This window comes from Sorangiineae bacterium MSr12523 (assembly GCA_037157775.1).
Taxonomy (GTDB): Bacteria; Myxococcota_A; Polyangia; order Polyangiales; family Polyangiaceae; genus Pendulispora; species Pendulispora brunnea.
The window spans coordinates 5,625,897-5,642,508 of record CP089982.1; the positions used below are offsets into that span (position 1 = coordinate 5,625,897).

The 16,612-nt window shown below is 66.1% G+C and carries 12 protein-coding genes; 9 read left to right on the forward strand and 3 right to left on the reverse strand.

The window, feature by feature from the left end; genetic code table 11:
• Positions 1-3 precede the first annotated feature (3 nt).
• Positions 4-915 (reverse strand): transcriptional regulator, encoded by a 912-nt coding sequence (locus tag LZC95_21500; protein ID WXA99383.1) that lies wholly within the window; start codon positions 913-915, stop codon positions 4-6.
• Positions 916-946: 31 nt separating this feature from the next.
• Here LZC95_21500 and LZC95_21505 point away from each other — a divergent pair, with 31 nt between their 5' ends.
• From LZC95_21505 to LZC95_21520, 4 genes are read left to right on the forward strand one after another with little or no spacing between them, the layout of a single operon-like run.
• The gene (locus LZC95_21505; GenBank protein ID WXA99384.1) at positions 947-1,999 is read left to right on the forward strand and encodes a serine/threonine protein kinase; all 1,053 of its coding nucleotides are present in this window, start codon (positions 947-949) and stop codon (positions 1,997-1,999) included.
• A gap of 51 nt (positions 2,000-2,050) precedes the next feature.
• Complete coding sequence (locus tag LZC95_21510; GenBank protein WXA99385.1) at positions 2,051-3,322, forward strand: serine/threonine protein kinase; 1,272 nt, start codon at positions 2,051-2,053, stop codon at positions 3,320-3,322.
• Between the two features lie 15 nt (positions 3,323-3,337).
• On the forward strand, positions 3,338-4,312 hold the full coding sequence (locus LZC95_21515) for a PEGA domain-containing protein (protein WXA99386.1): 975 nt from the start codon (positions 3,338-3,340) through the stop codon (positions 4,310-4,312).
• Positions 4,309-5,697 (forward strand): formylglycine-generating enzyme family protein, encoded by a 1,389-nt coding sequence (locus LZC95_21520; GenBank protein WXA99387.1) that lies wholly within the window; start codon positions 4,309-4,311, stop codon positions 5,695-5,697. The genes LZC95_21515 and LZC95_21520 overlap by 4 nt, the downstream gene beginning before the upstream one ends.
• Here LZC95_21520 and LZC95_21525 read toward each other — a convergent pair whose 3' ends face one another.
• A complete protein-coding gene (locus tag LZC95_21525) occupies positions 5,698-6,729 on the reverse strand; it encodes a putative zinc-binding peptidase (GenBank protein ID WXA99388.1) in 1,032 nt (343 codons plus the stop codon). It abuts the gene before it with no gap.
• A gap of 97 nt (positions 6,730-6,826) precedes the next feature.
• On the opposite strand from LZC95_21525, the gene LZC95_21530 reads away from it, so the two are divergent.
• The 4 genes from LZC95_21530 to LZC95_21545 are packed head-to-tail and all read left to right on the forward strand — an operon-like array spanning position 6,827 to position 13,925.
• Positions 6,827-10,111 carry a transglutaminase family protein gene (locus tag LZC95_21530; protein WXA99389.1) on the forward strand — a complete coding sequence of 1,095 codons (3,285 nt, stop codon included), beginning with the start codon at positions 6,827-6,829 and terminating at the stop codon, positions 10,109-10,111.
• Between the two features lie 3 nt (positions 10,112-10,114).
• On the forward strand, positions 10,115-12,583 hold the full coding sequence (locus tag LZC95_21535; GenBank protein ID WXA99390.1) for a circularly permuted type 2 ATP-grasp protein: 2,469 nt from the start codon (positions 10,115-10,117) through the stop codon (positions 12,581-12,583).
• The gene (locus LZC95_21540) at positions 12,580-13,530 is read left to right on the forward strand and encodes a transglutaminase family protein (protein ID WXA99391.1); all 951 of its coding nucleotides are present in this window, start codon (positions 12,580-12,582) and stop codon (positions 13,528-13,530) included. Before LZC95_21535 ends, LZC95_21540 begins: the two co-directional genes overlap by 4 nt.
• A gap of 14 nt (positions 13,531-13,544) precedes the next feature.
• Positions 13,545-13,925 (forward strand): hypothetical protein, encoded by a 381-nt coding sequence (locus LZC95_21545; GenBank protein WXA99392.1) that lies wholly within the window; start codon positions 13,545-13,547, stop codon positions 13,923-13,925.
• 102 nt (positions 13,926-14,027) lie between these two features.
• On the opposite strand, the gene LZC95_21550 is transcribed toward LZC95_21545, so the two are convergent.
• Positions 14,028-14,879, reverse strand: coding sequence for a M12 family metallopeptidase (locus LZC95_21550; protein WXA99393.1), 852 nt, complete (start codon positions 14,877-14,879; stop codon positions 14,028-14,030).
• A gap of 790 nt (positions 14,880-15,669) precedes the next feature.
• Between LZC95_21550 and LZC95_21555 the strand changes: the two genes are divergently transcribed.
• The gene (locus tag LZC95_21555) at positions 15,670-16,566 is read left to right on the forward strand and encodes a dihydrodipicolinate synthase family protein (GenBank protein ID WXA99394.1); all 897 of its coding nucleotides are present in this window, start codon (positions 15,670-15,672) and stop codon (positions 16,564-16,566) included.
• Positions 16,567-16,612: the final 46 nt, after the last annotated feature.

The following is a 16,612-nucleotide window of genomic DNA, read 5'->3' on the forward strand; positions in this document are numbered from 1 at the left end:
CACCTAGACGGTGCTCTTCATCTCGGCGAGCACGCGCTGGACGCTGACGTCGAATTCGCTCAAGAGCACCCCCATCACGCTCTCGAATTCGGCTTGATTCAGCTGCAGCCGCTCGGCGAGGCGGCGGCGCATGCCGTCGAAGAGGGCATCGCGCGCGTTGGCGATGCGTCGCGTGATCGTGGCGCGGTGGACGCCGAAGACGCGCGCGATGGCCTCGGCCGGCAGGTGGTCCACGATGGAAAGGCGCAGCACGTTTCGCTCTTCCGACGTGAGATCCGCCAGCGCGTCGTGGAATGCGATGCGAAACGCGTCCGTGTACTTCGCGCGCAGGTGATCCAGCTCGGGGTTGTCCGCCGCCGCGAACGTGTAGAGCGCTTCGATGTCCGCATCGTGGGCTTTCGTGGTGGCGCTGCGCTGAAGGCTGAGCGCCACCCGCGTGGCCGCCACCCGCACCCACGCCGCGAGCGGACCGCGCCCGCCGTACGTCGATATTTTGGCCGGGCGCTGGTTCGCCGCGTCGGCCACGAAAAGCTTCTCCCGGAGCAACTGCTCCACGTCGGCCGGATCCACGTGACTCATTTTCGCGCTGCGCACGTGCACCGACGCGGGCTTCAAAAAGGTGCGATCGAAGTGCGCCAGCGCCCGCGGATGCCCCTGCGCGCAGGCCAGAGCCAAATACAGGTCGCTCGCAAAAAGCGCCGGCAAAGCTTCGGCCGTCTCCAGCACTGCGGCGATGTGCCGCATGAAAGCTTCCTCGGTCACCTCGAGATCGGGCCAGGTCCCACGCGCTTTCGCCACCAGATCCGCGAGCACCCCGTCCAAGTCGTCGACCTTCCGAAGTTCGTCGCCGAGTCCGCCTTTCGCATGCGCAAGGAGCGACGCTGCGAGGGACGAGACACCGGAGACGGAGACCATGCGTCTTAGTGTAGTACGCTATGAGGCTCCGATGGCTTCGTCTGCATGCCTCGATGACAACGATCTGATGGCTCTGTTCGAGAACGACGGGGCTGCCGAGACGAGTCGTCAAAAGACCTTGCAAGCGCACCTGGATGTGTGCTCGGACTGCCGGCACCTGGTCGCGGAGCTCGCCCGGTGCCTGGCCGAAGAAGGCAGCCTCGTGGCGTCCACGGCGGACCTGCCGGACGACGGCCAGGCGGAAGCGACCGACGTCCGGGCCCTCTGGGGCGGGGCCATCGTTGGACCGTACCGCCTCGAGCGATTCCTCGGCCAAGGTGGTCTTGGCATCGTTTGGTCGGCCACCCACGTGAAGCAGGGCGGCCACTTTGCGCTCAAGTTCCTCAAAACGAGCGAGCCCGCCCGGGCCAAACGCTTCCTTCGCGAGGCGCGGGTCACCGCAGCGCTTCGCCACCCGAACATCGTGCACGTTCACGAGGCATTCGAAGCGCAGGGCCTGCCGCCGGTCATCGTCATGGATTTGCTCCGCGGCGAATCCTTGCGCGCGCCCATGCGCCGCCTGGGAACGATTCCGTGGAATCAGACCTCGCTCCTGCTGCGTCCCATCGTGGCCGCGCTCGCGGCGGCGCATGCGCACGGTGTCATCCACCGCGACTTGAAGCCCGAGAATGTTTTTCTCACGGGCGACACCGTGAAGGTGCTCGACTTCGGCATGGCCAAGCTCACCGCTGTCGAAGGAGGGTGCGCGGCCACCGCGGAATTGACGCGCAGCGGTCACATCTTGGGGACGCCGACCTACATGGCCCCCGAGCAGCTGTTTGGCGAAAAGGACATCGACGTGCGGGCCGACGTGTGGTCACTCGGCGTGATGGCCTTCGAATGCCTTTCGGGGCAGCGTCCCTTCGAGGGCCGCACGTTGGGGCACGCCATCCGGGCGTTCGCCAGCGGCAGGATCCTTCAACTGGCCGATGTCGCACCACATCTACCCGGGCCGGTGACGAGCTTGGTTACCCGGATGCTTTCCGTGGAACGAACCCAGCGACCCTCGCTTGGGGAAATCGACGCCGTTCTTACCTCAAGCTAACATGACCTACCCTTGATGCCCGGTCGGTCTCCGTCTCCCTCGAGTGGCTCCATGGGCGCGACGATGCTCGCGCCCGGTGCGGTGGTTTATGGCCGCTACGAGTTGGAGACCGTGCTGGGCGAAGGCGGGATGGGCGCAGTTTGGGGTGCCCGCCACACCGTGACCCGCAGACCTGTGGCGCTCAAATTTCTCAAGCGCAAAGGGGCCGAGCACACGCGGCGGTTTCTGCGCGAGGCCCGCATCGTGGGGGCGCTCAAGCACCCCAACGTCGTGACCATCTACGACATTCTGCACGAGGGGGACGATCCGCCCGTCATGGTGATGGACTGGCTCGTCGGCGAACCCTTGAGTGCCCGGCTTGCTCGCGAGGGTACGATTCCCTTGGGCGATCTCGCGCGCATCATGACCCAGGTGGCGGATGCCGTGGAGACGGCGCACCGGAACGGGGTCGTGCACCGCGACTTGAAGCCGGAGAACATCTTTCTCTGCCGCGAATCGCCACCCAACCAGGGCGGAGAGGTGAAGGTTCTCGACTTCGGCATCGCCAAGCTCACCGCCGTTTCGGGCGACGCCGCCAAGACCGCGGGCCTCACCACCACGGGCGATCTGCTGGGTACACCTTATTATATGGCGCCGGAGCAGGTGTTCGGCGACAAGGAAATGGATCACCGGGCGGACATTTGGTCGCTCGGTGTGATTCTGCATCAATGCCTCGCCGGGCGCCGGCCATTCGACGGCGAGAACGTGGGCCAGATCCTCAAAGCCATCACCATGGGAGCCGTCGCGCCGCTGGCCAGCGTGCGCCGTGATTTGCCCGCCGACCTGACGACGTTGGTGGATCGCATGCTGGCCCGCGACAAGGAGCAGCGACCCAAGGATCTCTCCGGATTGATCCGGGTGCTCTCGGAGCTTTCCGGGGTGGAATCGACGGCCCCCACCCATGTGACGCCGCCCCGAAGGCCGCGTGCATCGCGTGCTCTGTGGGGGCTCGGCGCGCTCATCGCCGCGACGGCCATGGCGGGCGCCTTTCTCTTGCTGCCTCCGTCGCCGACAGTGGAACAAGCGCCGGTCGTCCCCTCGCCGCCTCCCTCGACGGCGCCCGTCGCGACCATCGAGCCAGCGGCACCTGCGCCATCGGTGGCCATGGCCGCGCCCGAAGATGCCGCGCCGCCCCCGGTGAAGGCGGCGCCGAGTCCGCGCGCCCATGCAGCCCCGCTCCGGCGCCCTCCATCCTCCGCACCGCCCGCGGGTGCGACCGCGCCGAGCGCTTCTACCTCACGCCTGCCCGGCGGGGTCTATGGAGAATCGCCTTACAAACCATAGCTTTTGGAAATTTGGATGCGCCCCCTCGTCGTCGTCGTTTTTCTCCTTCTTTCTTCGTCGTTTGCGTTCGCGCAATCGAAGACCGCCGAAGCGGATGCCGCGTTCGCGCAGGGCAAGGCCCTCGTAAACCAGGCCCAATGGGCCGGGGCGTTGGCGGCCTTCGAGCGGGCACGCGAACTGAGCCCGCACCCGATTGCCACGTTCAACATCGGCGCATGCGAGCGCGCCATGGGGCGCTACACGCGCGCCTTTCGCACCTTTGCCAGCGCGCTCGACGAGAACGCGGCCGCAGGCGGAAACGCCCTGCCCCGCGACCTCGTCTCGGATGCCAAAGGCTTCCTCGGTGAGCTCGATCGGCTGCTGGTGCGCCTTACCCTGGAGGTCACCCCCGAAGGCTCGCGTGTGACCGTGGACGGGCGCCCGCTCGAAAAAAATGCGAAATCGCCGGAGTACGCCGCAGGCATCCGCCCGCCGGGCCTGGGCGATCCCAGTCCGCGTGGCCCTTTCGTGGTGCTCCTCGATCCCGGCATGCACGTGATCACCTTCGCCCGTCCGGGCTTCGAGGATGCTGTCGTCCGCCAGAACTTTTCCCCGGGCAATTCCGTATCGCGGCGCATCGAGCTGACCCAGCTGCCGGCCCAGATCCACATTTCGTCGAGCCAGCCCCGCGCCATCGTGCGCGTCGATGGCATGGACGTGGGGCCTGCACCGGTGGACGTCCTTCGCCCCGCGGGCAGCCACAAAGTCGTGGTCAAGCATCCCGGCTTCGAGCCGTACGAGGCGCGCGTGAACCTGCGCGCCGGCGAGCAGACCGATCTTCGCGCCAGCTTGGTCGAGAGCAACCCATCGATCTTCAGCCGATGGTGGTTCTGGACCGGGGCTGCCATTCTGGTAACCGGTGCCGTCGTGGGCACCTACGCCATCACGCGCCCCGACAACCGCGAGCCCGTGGGCGGCGGGAGCCTCGGTTGGGGCGTGGTCGTCCCGTGAGGACGGCGCGTATCTTCGCCACGACGCTGCAGGTGTCCGCGGTGTTGGCCGTGTCGGGGGTCGCCTGCTCGGACAGCACGCAGGAAGGGCACATCGTCTTTTACATCGATACGGACGCACCGCTTCTTTCCAAGCCGCGAGACGCGCCCCTCGATTTGCGTCCGCCGGCCCTCTTCGACAAGCTCCGGGTCGAATTTTTCTCGCCGACGGATCAGGAGCCTTGCAGCAGCTGTGTGCGCGAATTCGAGGCGCGCGAGGACCTCTTCACCAACGCCGCCTCGGTCACCGTGCGCGGCAACGTCGACAGGGTGCGCGTGCGGCTTTATCGCGGCATGGATCTCGTCGACGGCGACACGTCCCCGCAGACGACGATCGATGTGGTGGCACGGCTGCCGCCCGTTCCAGCCGAGGGGGCCGTGTCCGTGAACGTCCTTCTCGAAACCGTGCGCGTCGGCTCACCGAATGGAACCTTGAACGCGCCGACCACGGCCTCCCCCGGTTCCATCACCCGCGGGCACGTGGGCACGTGGGCGCCGGCCCGTCGGACGCCATGTGCGGGGCCCGCGAACAAAGACGAAGTGTGCGTGCCAGGCGGCGCCTTCTTCATGGGATCGAGCCGAAGCTCGGGCGACCTTTTGAACCTCTCGCCACGCCTGATCGTGCTCTCTCCCTTCTTCCTCGACGCCCACGAGGTCACCATCGGCGCGATCGCGGACTGGGCCGCGCGAACCAAGAAAGATCCCAAAAGCTTTCTGGTCCTCTGGGATGAACAAAATGCTCCCGGTACGAACTTCTGCACGTACGGCCGCCCGAACCGTGACCTGCCCGTCAATTGCATTCTCAAGAGCGCGGCGCTCGAATATTGCCACGATCAGGGAAAAACCCTCCCGACGGAAGCGCAGTTCGAATACGTGGCCAGCAGCACCAAGAGCTCTCCCTTCGTTTGGGGACGGCCTCCGCCCAAATGCGGTGAAGCCGTGTGGGGTGTGCGGCCGGAGCTCCTCATTTGCCCGCAGTCGAGCACGGGACCCATCGCGTGGACCGACGATACGGTGAGAAAGCTCGATCGCCTGCCGCTGCGAACCGGCGCCATTCTCGATCTGGCGGGCAACCTCTCCGAGTACGTCCTCGACAACGTGAGCGTCGAGACGGATCCCTGCTGGCAATTGACCAACGGTGGATTTCTGCAGGATCCGCTGTGCACCCGCGAAAATACGCGACCCGATCCGCGGCTCGAGGACACCTATGCGACGCGCGGTGGAAGCTGGAACGACGAGTCCCCCGAACGTCTGCGCTCGACCGTGCGCGGCGTCACGTTCGCCTTTTCGACCGCCGAGCCTCCGGCCAACAGCGATGTCGGCTTCCGCTGCGCGCGAAAGCCGTAACTACGTGGCGGCGCCCACGGTTTGGTGCACGAAACGCAGCTTCTTCACCGCCTCCGTCGAGAGCACGAAGGGGTATGCATCATCGTGGCCCATCCCGCGGTTCAAATTGTTGAGCGCATAGGTCACGGCGCTCCAGCTCGTGATCATGCGCTCGAACGAGACGTCTTCCGCGATGGGATCGGGCACCTTTTTCACCGTGGGCTCGTCCCGCCGTGATGGCACCAGCGCAATCCCGCACGCCGCCGCCGTCTCCAAGGTGTCGCTCATGTGAAGGTAGTGCGCCCACGTCTCGGCCCAGTCTTCCCAGGGATGCATGGTCGCGTACGCGCTCACGTAGCGATCCTGCCAATCCTTCGCGGGCCCTTGCTCGTAATGGCGCTTCAGCGCCTCCTGGTAGTCCGCCTGCTCGTCGCCGAAGAGCGCGCGGAAGGCCCCGAGGCGCTTCGGATCGTCGCGGATCAAGCGGTCCCAATAGTAGTGCCCCACCTCGTGCCGAAAATGACCGAGCAGGGTCCGATAGGGCTCCCCGAGCTCCGTGCGCCGCTTCACGCGCTCGGCATCGTTGGCCTCGGCGACGTTGATCGTGATCACGCCGTCGGCGTGGCCGGTGAGCACGCAGGCGCCATTCCCGTCGGGCCCACCCGGTGCGTCCTCCAGGAACTCGAACGCCAGGCCCGCTTTGGGGTCCTCGTGCTTGGTCTGGTACGGCAGCCCGAGTTGATCGAGCGTGTAAACCAAGCGCCGCTTGGCCACCTCCAGCTTGTACCAGAGACGGATGTTTCCTTCGCGCGACAGGTTCGGAATGGTCCGCGTGAGCAGGCAGGCACGGCAGAGAGCGTTACTCGCCTCTCGCTTGTGGCCGCGTTTCGGAATGGGAATGGCCCAGTTGCATACATTGTGCTGCGAGTAATTCGCGCACAGCCGAAACATGGTCCCAGGCGCCACCGGCGAGGTCCAGCGATGGCGACCCGCCGGATCCAGCGACGTCAAGCCCACCTCGGGCACGTACGCGAGCGTACGCCTGCAGCGCACGCAGTTAACATTCTCGAAAAAGAGGAGCTGGTCGCAATGATCGCAGTGGAAAACTTTCATCGATCGCTCGGCTTTGCGCGTAGATTGACCTCAGCCGATGTCCATCCACGTCGCCCTGCATCATCGCACGAGCTACCGCTACGATCGTCCAATAACGCTGGGCCCTCAAAGCGTGCGCCTTCGACCCGCGCCGCATTGTCGCTCCCGCATCCTGGGCTACTCGCTCAAGGTCCTGCCGCATCCGCATTTCGTGAATTGGCAGCAGGATCCGCAGTCGAACTACATCGCGCGCCTGGTCTTTCCGGAGCGTACGGACGAGTTCTCCATCGAGGTCGATCTCGTCGCCGAGATGTCGGCGATGAACCCGTTCGACTTTTTCCTCGAGCCGTCCGCCGAGAAGTGGCCCTTCGACTACGATCCCGTGCTCCGTGACGAGCTCGCACCGTACTTGCGCATTGGGCCGGGGTCGCCGCGGCTCGATGCCCTCGTGGAGAGCATCTCGCGCGAATCGCGTTCGACGAACGACTTCCTGGTGAGCTTGAACCAGCGGCTGTGCGAGCAGATCGCGTACAACATCCGGCTCGAGCCGGGGCTGCAGACGCCCGAAGAAACGCTGGAGAAGGCATCGGGCTCGTGCCGCGATACGGGCTGGCTGCTCGTGCAGATCCTGCGGCGCCTCGGCTTGGCGGCGCGCTTTACGTCGGGTTACCTCGTCCAGCTCACCGCGGACGTGAAACCGCTCGAGGGCCCGGAAGGGCCGAGCAAGGACTTCGTCGATCTGCACGCGTGGTGCGAGGTGTACTTGCCCGGCGCGGGGTGGATCGGACTCGACCCCACCTCGGGTCTTCTCGCCGGCGAAGGCCATCTGCCGCTCGCATGCACGGCGGAGCCGCAGCTTGCGGCACCGGTGAGCGGGCTGCTCGAGAAGTGCGAGTCCACGTTCGAGCACGAGATGACCGTTACGCGCATCGTCGAGACGCCGCGCGTCCAGAAGCCGTACACCGACGAGCAATGGGGCTCCATCGTCGAGCTGGGCCATGCGGTGGATGCGGAGCTCGCGCAGGGCGACGTGCGCCTCACCATGGGCGGCGAGCCCACCTTCGTGTCGTCCGAGGATCTCGACGGCGAGGAGTGGAACACCGCGGCCATGGGGCCGACCAAGAAGCGCCTCGCGGCGGATCTGTACCACCGGCTGCGCGACAAATACGCGCCGCAGGGGCTCGTGCACTTCGGCCAGGGCAAATGGTACCCGGGCGAGCCGCTGCCGCGCTGGGCGCTGAACCTGTTCTGGCGACGCGACGGCGAGCCGCTCTGGAAGGAGCGCGCGCTCGTGGCCGACGAGCATGCGCCGAGCGGCGCGGACGATGCGGTGGCCGGCCGCTTCTTGCACGAGGTGGCCACGCGCCTGGGCATCGATCCCGGGTGCGCGTTTCCGGCATTCGAGGACGTCTACTATTACCTCTGGCGCGAGCGGCAGCTGCCCATCAACGTCGACCCCTTCGATTCGAAGCTCGACGATCCGCTGGAGCGTGAGCGCCTGCGGCGCATCTTCACGGTGGGGCTCGACAAGGTCGTCGGCTATGCGCTGCCCATCGATCGCGATGCCTACGGGGCGTGGAAAACCGGTCCGTGGACCTTCCGCGCGAAGCGCTGCTACCTCGTGCCGGGCGACTCGCCCATGGGCTTCCGGCTGCCGCTCGATGCGCGCACCTGGATTGCGCCCGAGGACCGCGAGGCCATTTCTCCGCCCGATCCCGCGCAACCGGTCTCGCGGCTTCCTGCGCGGGCGGAGCTGCGCTTTCAACGGCCGGATGCGCCGGTCGCCGAGGGCACGGGCGTCAAGCATGGGTACCCGCCATTCACCGCCTTGTGCGCGGAGCCGCGCAATGGGGTGCTCTACCTCTTTCTGCCGCCGACGCGAACCTTGGATGACTACGTGGCCTTGGTGGCGGCCATCGAAGCCACCGCCGAGTCGCTCCACGTGCCCATCCTCGTCGAAGGCTACCCGCCGCCACGCGATGCGCGCCTCGCGCAACTGAGCGTCACGCCCGATCCCGGCGTCATCGAGGTGAACATCCACCCCGCCACGAACTGGGACGAGCTCGTCGATCACACGACGCACCTTTACGAGGCGGCGCGCGAATCGCGGTTGTCGGCGGAAAAGTTCATGCTCGATGGCCGCCACGTGGGAACGGGCGGAGGCAACCACGTGGTGCTCGGCGGCGCGACGGTGAACGATTCGCCGTTCTTGCGCCGGCCGGATCTTCTGCGCAGCCTCATCGGCTATTTTCACCAGCACCCGTCGCTGTCGTTCCTCTTTTCGGGCATGTTCATCGGCCCGACGTCGCAGGCGCCGCGCATCGATGAGGCCCGCAACGACTCCATTTTCGAAATCGAGGTCGCCTTTCGCGAGGTCTCGCGCAAGCTGCGCGGCTACTCGGATGGAGGCGAGGTTCCCCCGCCCTGGCTGGTCGATCGCCTCTTCCGTGATTTGCTCACGGACGTCACGGGCAACACGCACCGCGCGGAGTTCTGCATCGACAAGCTGTTCTCGCCGGACGGCGTGTCCGGCCGGCATGGCTTGCTCGAGTTGCGCGCCTTCGAGATGCCGCCCCACGCGCGCATGAGCCTGACGCAGCAGCTTCTCTTGCGCACCTTGATCGCGCGCTTCTGGAAGACGCCGTACGCGCCGGAGCGTCTCGCGCGTTGGGGCACCGAGCTGCACGATCGCTTCATGCTGCCGTTCTTCGTCTGGCAGGACTTCGAGGACGTGGTCAGCGACCTGCGCGCGGGCGGCTATCCGCTGGAAACCGCGTGGTTTGCGCCGCACTTCGAGTTCCGCTTTCCCAAGTACGGCGACTTCGCGACCCGCGCCGTGGAGCTCGAACTGCGCGGCGCGCTCGAACCGTGGCACGTCATGGGCGAGGATGCGACGGCGAGCGGGACGGCGCGCTACGTCGACTCGTCGCTCGAGCGGCTGCAGATCATCGCCCGCGGGATGGCGCCCGAGCGCTATGTCGTCACGTGCAACGGCCGCGCCCTGCCCCTGCATCCGACGGGCACCAACGGCGAATTCGTCTCCGGCGTGCGCTACCGCGCGTGGCAACCGCCGCGGTGCCTGCATCCGCACATCGGCGTGCACGCCCCGCTCGTGTTCGACTTGGTGGACACCTGGATGAAGCGCAGCCTCGGCGGTTGCGAGTACCACGTGAGCCATCCCGGCGGGCGCGCCCACGACATTCGCCCCATCAATGCGCTCGAGGCCGAGGGGCGCCGTCGCGCGCGCTTCTTCCGCATCGGCCACACGCCCGGCCGCATGGAGGTGCGCCCCGCCGTCCCCAGCGCGGACTTCCCGTTCACGCTGGATCTGCGTAAAACCTAGGCGATGGGCGAGCACCGTTACGATGAAATGCTGGACGATGCCGGCAGCCCGCGGCCGCATTGGCGCGCGTTCCTCGCGCACCTCGACGCCCTGCCGCTGGAGACGATGCAGCGGCGCTGTCGCTTCGTCAACGATGCCATCGCATCCGACGGCGTGACGTACAACGTCTATGCGGACCCCAAGGGCGCGAGCCGCCCGTGGGAGCTCGATCTTTTGCCGCTCATCCTGCCCGCGAACGAGTGGCGCGCCATCGCCTCCGCGGTCGCGCAGCGTGCGCGCCTTCTCAATGCCGTGCTCGCGGATCTGTACGGACCGCAGACCTTGCTCGCGGAAGGGCTCATCCCTCCCGCGCTCGTCTTCGGCCAGCGCAGTTTTCTCTGGCCGCTGCACGGTGTGACGGCCCCCACGGGCCTCCATGTCTACGCCGCGGACCTGGCGCGCTCGCCCGATGGCCATTGGTGGGTCCTCGCAGACCGCACCGGCGGTCCCTCCGGCGCAGGCTACGCGCTGCAGAACCGCATGACCTTGGCGCGCGCGTTCCCGGACGCCTTCCGCGAGCTGCACGTCGAGCCGCTGGCACCGTTTTTCAGCGCGCTCCAGGACTCGTTGTACCGCCTTTCGCCCACGCGCGGTGGCGAGGCGCCGCTCGCGGTGCTCCTCACGCCGGGCCCGTACAACGAGACGTACTTCGAGCACTCGTTCCTGGCGCGCTACCTCGGCTTCCCGCTGGTCGAGGGCCAGGATCTCATCGTGCGCGGCGACTCGGTCTACCTGAAGACGCTGCGCGGCCTGCGCCGCGTTCACGCCATCCTGCGCCGGCTCGATGGAGACTACTGCGATCCCGTCGAACTGCGCGCCGACTCCGCACTGGGCATTCCTGGCCTCTTGCATGCGATTCGCGCGGGCAACGTGGTCATCGCGAACGCGCTCGGAAGCGGGGTGCTCGAGACGGGGGCGCTGGCTGGCTTCTACCCTGCGGTGAGCGAGCGGCTCTTCGGCGAGAAGCTCGGCATGCCGTCCATCGCCACCTGGTGGTGCGGCGAGGCGCCGGCGCTGGAGTACGTCATCGAGCACCTCGACGAGCTGGTCATCAAGCCGTCGTACCCGTCCATCCGCATGGAGGCCGTCTTCGGGCACACGCTCGACGAGCTTGCGCGCGCCCAGTTGATCGCGCGGCTGCAGGCGCAACCCCACGCGTACGTTGCCCAAGAATGGGTGCGCCTTTCGCACGCGCCCACGTGGGGGCGGGAACGCGAACACGAGAAGCACGACAAGGCACCGCATTCGCGGCGCAGCCGCATGCACGCACGATCGGCCACCTTGCGCGTCTTCGCGGTGGCCACCGCCAATGGCTACACCGTCATGCCCGGCGCCCTGACCCGCGTGGCCCAGTACGATGGCGACGTGGTCTCCATGCAGTGGGGCGGCTCGAGCAAGGACACGTGGATGCTCGCCGATCGGCCGGTGACGCGCGTCTCGCTCCGCCGGCCGCGTCTCGGCGCGGACGACGTCGTGCGCAGCGTGGCCTTCATCCCCTCGCGCGTCGGGGAAAATTTGTACTGGATGGGGCGCTACACCGAGCGCTGCGAGGGTATTGCGCGCTTGCTTCGCGCCGCCCTCGTGCGCCTCGCGGATGCCGATCCCGAGTCCGAGCCCGCGCTTCGATCGCTGGCGTCGGTGAGCGATCGGCTCAAGATTTTCGCCAAGGGCGACGAGCTCGATGCCCGCGACTTCATCGCCGCCGTGGTCGATCCCCAGGTGCAAGGCGGCCTCGCGGCCAACGTGCTGCGCTTGCACGCGTGCGCGAACCATGTGCGCGAGCGCATGTCCACGGACAACTGGCACCTCTTTCATCGGCTGCAACAGAGGCTGCCCGGCCCCGACGCCTCCCTGGGCTACGCCTTGGAGTCGCTCGACGACATCATGATGACCTGCGTGTCGCTGGCCGGTTTCGCGCTGGACGACATGACCCGCGACGAAAGCTGGCAATTCCTCGTCTTGGGGCGCCGGCTCGAGCGGCTCGCCCACGTGGCGGGCATCGTGGCGCACGTCCTCGGGGCCTCCGCCGCCGAGCGGGTCGACGCGCTGGAATGGCTGCTCGAGGCGACGAACAGCATCGTCACCTTCCGCGCGCTCTACCGCCGCACGCCCGAGCTTTTGCCGGTGCTGCACCTCGTCGTTCTCGACGACACCAACCCGCACGCCGTCGCCTTTCAGATCCGCGACCTTTTGCTCGTCCAAGAGCGCGATCTCGGGCTCCATGCCCTCGCGCCGTTGGGCGAGGCTTTGCGCCATACGCCGCTCGGGGGGTTCCAGGCGGAGGCCGGCGAGGTGCTCGAAGCTTCGTGCACCGAGCTGGCCGGGCTCCTCCTTCGCATCGAGCGCGCCGCCTTCGGCTTGTCCGACGAGCTGCAGCGCCGCTTTTTCACCCATGCGGGCACCCCGGTGCCGGTGGGCATCGAGGCGCAGTGATCCGCGAGTACGTCGTCGTCCACGAAACGCGTTACCGGTACGATCAGCCCGTGGGGCTCTCGCGCCAGATCGTCCATTTGGCCCCGCGCGAGACCTCGTACCAAGTTTGCCGCGCGCACACGCTCACGGTCACCCCGGAGCCGGAAATCCTGGCCATCGGGCATGACGCGTTCGGCAACCCCTCCACCTCGCTCTGCATCGAGGCCGACCATGCGGAGCTCTCGGTGGTCGCGGAGTCGTGGGTGGGGCTCACCGAGCGCATCTACCCGGACGACGAGGACACGCCGCCTTGGGACGAGGTCCGTGCCCGGCTTTCCTACCATGCCCGTCAACGCCCGCACCCGGCCGATCTGGAGGCGGCGCGCTTTCTCTTCGAATCGCGCCGCGTGCGCAACAAGCGCGAGCTCGCCGCCTGGACCAGCGCCTGTTTCCCGCCCGGCGCACCGCTTCTCACGGGTGTCCGGGCGCTGATGAACCGGATCCACGACGAGTTCACCTTCGACCCGAAGGCGACGACGGTTTCGACCCCCGTCATGGACGTGTTCGCCCTTCGCCGCGGCGTCTGCCAGGACTTCGCCCATTTGATGCTCTCGTGCCTGCGCTCGATGGGCCTCGCGGCGCGCTACGTCAGTGGCTACGTTCTCACCCGACCGCCGCCCGGGCGGCCGCGCATGGTCGGCGCCGACGCCTCGCATGCCTGGGTCTCCGTGTATTGCCCCGACGTGGGTTGGGTCGATGCCGATCCGACCAACGCGGTGTTCCCTTCGCTCGAGCACATCACGCTCGGCTGGGGTCGCGATTACGACGACGTCATTCCGCTCCGGGGCGTTCTCCTCGGGGGCGGAGAACATGCCCTGGACATTGCGGTGACCGTTGCACCGCGAGCGGACTTTCAAGCGATTTTCGGGCGCCCTCCCCCCGTTGCCACCGTCGCCGGTCGGACCTAGAAATATCGGGTGAGATGGAACAAGAACAGGCGAAATACGCGGCCTGGATCCACGAGCTAGAGACCAGGCGCGAGACCCTCGAGCGCAACCTTCGCTATTTCGATTACATGGTTCCGGTGGCCGCGGTCCTCGCGCCCTTCGGCTTGTTTGCGTCCAAATGGGTGGCGCTGGGCATCATCGCGGTCGGCATCGTCATCGCCGCGATCGGTCGCTACCTCATCATGATGTACCGCTGGGACTACAAGCTGCAGATCGAACGAGCGCATTCCGACGCACAACGGCTCGCCGAGTACCGCGCCGCCCCGCACAAGTTCGATCTGCCGCAAGACGCGGACGACGAGGAGCGCGCCCGCTACGCCAAACACCGCATCCCCCGCCGCGCCGTCTGGCGTTGATCGAAGCGCCGAGAGAGGCCAACCGCCAAGACGCCAAGAGCGCCAAGGTTTGGGGGTTGGTGTTAAACCAACCCATCTTGGCGTCTTGGCGGTTCAAATCAGCTACGGGTACAACTTCGCGACGGCGGAGAGGTCGCCGGAGCTCAGGGCGCTGCGTTGGCCGACGTCGGCGCCGTTTTTCGTCGTGATGGTGGGCTCCCCGTTCTTCGAGAACGCGGTCTCGCCGTAGTGCATGATCGAGCCGTAGTCGTAGCCATTGATATCGTCGCCGTCGGAGACGTGCTTATCGAAATTGTGCTCCATCCCCTCCTCGATGTTGTCCCAGTGGATGGTCACGAAGTTGTCGCGGTCCTCGCGCGATTGCTCGTGCCATAGACCCACGGCGTGGCCAATCTCGTGGATGGTGTTGCCCGTGCTGCAGCCGCTCCCGAGGTTCACGTACTGAACGCCGCCCTTTCGGCCGACTGTGGAGCTACACCCGCTGCTGCTGCGGAAAACGACATAATCGGGATACTTGCTGGCATTGGAGCTCGTTCGCTTCACGAAGGTGAGCTCCGTCTTGTTCTCCCAATGCGCAATGGCATCGGACACGCGCGCGGTATTGGAGAGGCCCGAATCGATCGCGTACGGGATCACCTTGTTCGGCCAGCGCCGCGAGCTGCCCGAGATGGCCACACCCTGCGGATCGAGTCCTTGCACATGCAACCCGCCCGCGGCCTCCGTATGATCCAGAATGATATCTCCCTCGAAAATTCTCTCTCCGTCGACGACGGCGTATGTCACCTTTTGAACGACGCCGTTTCGTCCAACTGGAAAGTAGCCGCTTTGCAGCGGCCCCCGTGCCGTTTCCGGCGCGGCGGGTCCATCGTTCGACGGCGCGGATCCATCCGCGGCGCACGATGCACTCATCAGGCACAGCCCGAGCAGAAAGGCCCCCATGATCGCGTTACGCATGGCACACAGCTCCTCCCTCGCCTGAGCGAGTCGGCTTGCTCTCCAGAGCGGTTGTTTTGGGCGCCGCACGTGCTCAGGGCCGGCACGAACCGTTTGCGCAAAGCACCACAAGAAAGAGTGAAACGATCGTTCCGCAAGGGTATCCGCAGCTTGTCGACGCGAGCCCACATCGCATCGCCGCTGCAAACCCGCTCATCCGGAACGACCCAATTCGCTTAGCATAGGTTGCTGCGGCCCTCAGCAACAAATCATCAATCGGTGAACTTTCCCGAATTCGGTTACGCCGTGCGGCGCAAAGCACACCTGCGCTCGGCCGCATCGCGTCAACGAAGGGCACATCCTTATAGTTGTCATAATTGGATATCCACCTGAATACAAACTCCGACTTCGAACTCGAAACATTCGTGAAATAATTAATCGACTAGGTGCAACTTATGCTAAACAGCGCAAGGCTGTTCCGGATGAGAGGATCTGCAGTGGTGCAATGTGAGCTCCACCCCAATTCTGCGGATGCCCTTGCGGGATACCCGGCATCATCTCGCGACAAACTCGCAATTTGCGCATCACTTCCCAATGAAGGCGGCATGCGGACCTGGGCGTGATGCAATGCGTAGCGCGAGACCTTGAGTGAATTATAGATCCTAGTTGGAATCTTTTGGATTCACCGAAAGAGTCGGGGAGGTTGTTTCCCATGAAGCTGGAGTCTTCCGAACTCGTCCCAAGTTCCGTACCGGGTCGGGGCCCCTCTTCGGCCCCAAGTTCCAGAGGTAGACGCAGAACGGCACGCGCCGTGTGGAAAGGCGTCATCTCGGCCATCACCACACCGTTCAATGCCGATTTGACGATCGATCACGGTGCGCTTGCCGATCATTGCCGCTGGCTCGCGGAGCACGGCGTCGTTGGCATCGTGCCCGTGGGCTCTTTGGGCGAGTCGTCGACCTTGTCGCACGCGGAAAAGCGCCAGGTGCTCGAGACGTGTGTCGGTGCCGTCGGCGAACGTGTACCGGTTCTGCCCAGAATTTCGGCACTTGGTACACCCGAGGCCATCGCGATGGCCAAGCATGCGCGCGCCGTGGGATGCCGCGGGTTGATGGTGACCCCGCCCTACGACCACGGGAACGATTGGCGCGAGATCCGCGCCCACGTCTCCGCCGTGATGGGTGCCACCGATCTGCCGTGCATGCTTTACAACCACCGCCCCCCGCATCGGGTCGAGTTCCGGCCCGAGCACATTGCGGAGCTGGCCGCGGAGTTCCCACATCTGGAAGCCCTCAAGGAGCCGGTCATCGATGCCTCGCGCATTGGTGCCATCCGGGATTTGCTCGGGCCCCGACTCGAGATTGTCGTCTGTGTGGAGGACACCATCGTCGAAGCCGTCCGTGCGGGTGCCAGTGGATGGATCGCCTGCCTGGTCAATGCCTTCCCCGCCGAGTCGGTCGCGCTCTATCGTTACGCGCAGGAGCGCCGCGAGCGGGAAACGTCGGAGCTTTACAGCTGGTTCGCTCCGCTGTTGCGGATGGATACGCTTCCCAAGTTCGTTCAGCTCATCAAACTGACGCAGGAGCGCGTCGGCCGCGGCACCTCCCGCGTGCGGCCTCCCCGGCTTCCCCTCGAGGGCGACGAACTTCGCGAGGCGCTCGCCACGATTGAAAACGCCCTCGCCACGCGCCCTCGCCTCGCCGTGTAAGACGGCACATCGTCAAGTCCAGATGGCAGGCCAGATGTCGAGGGCC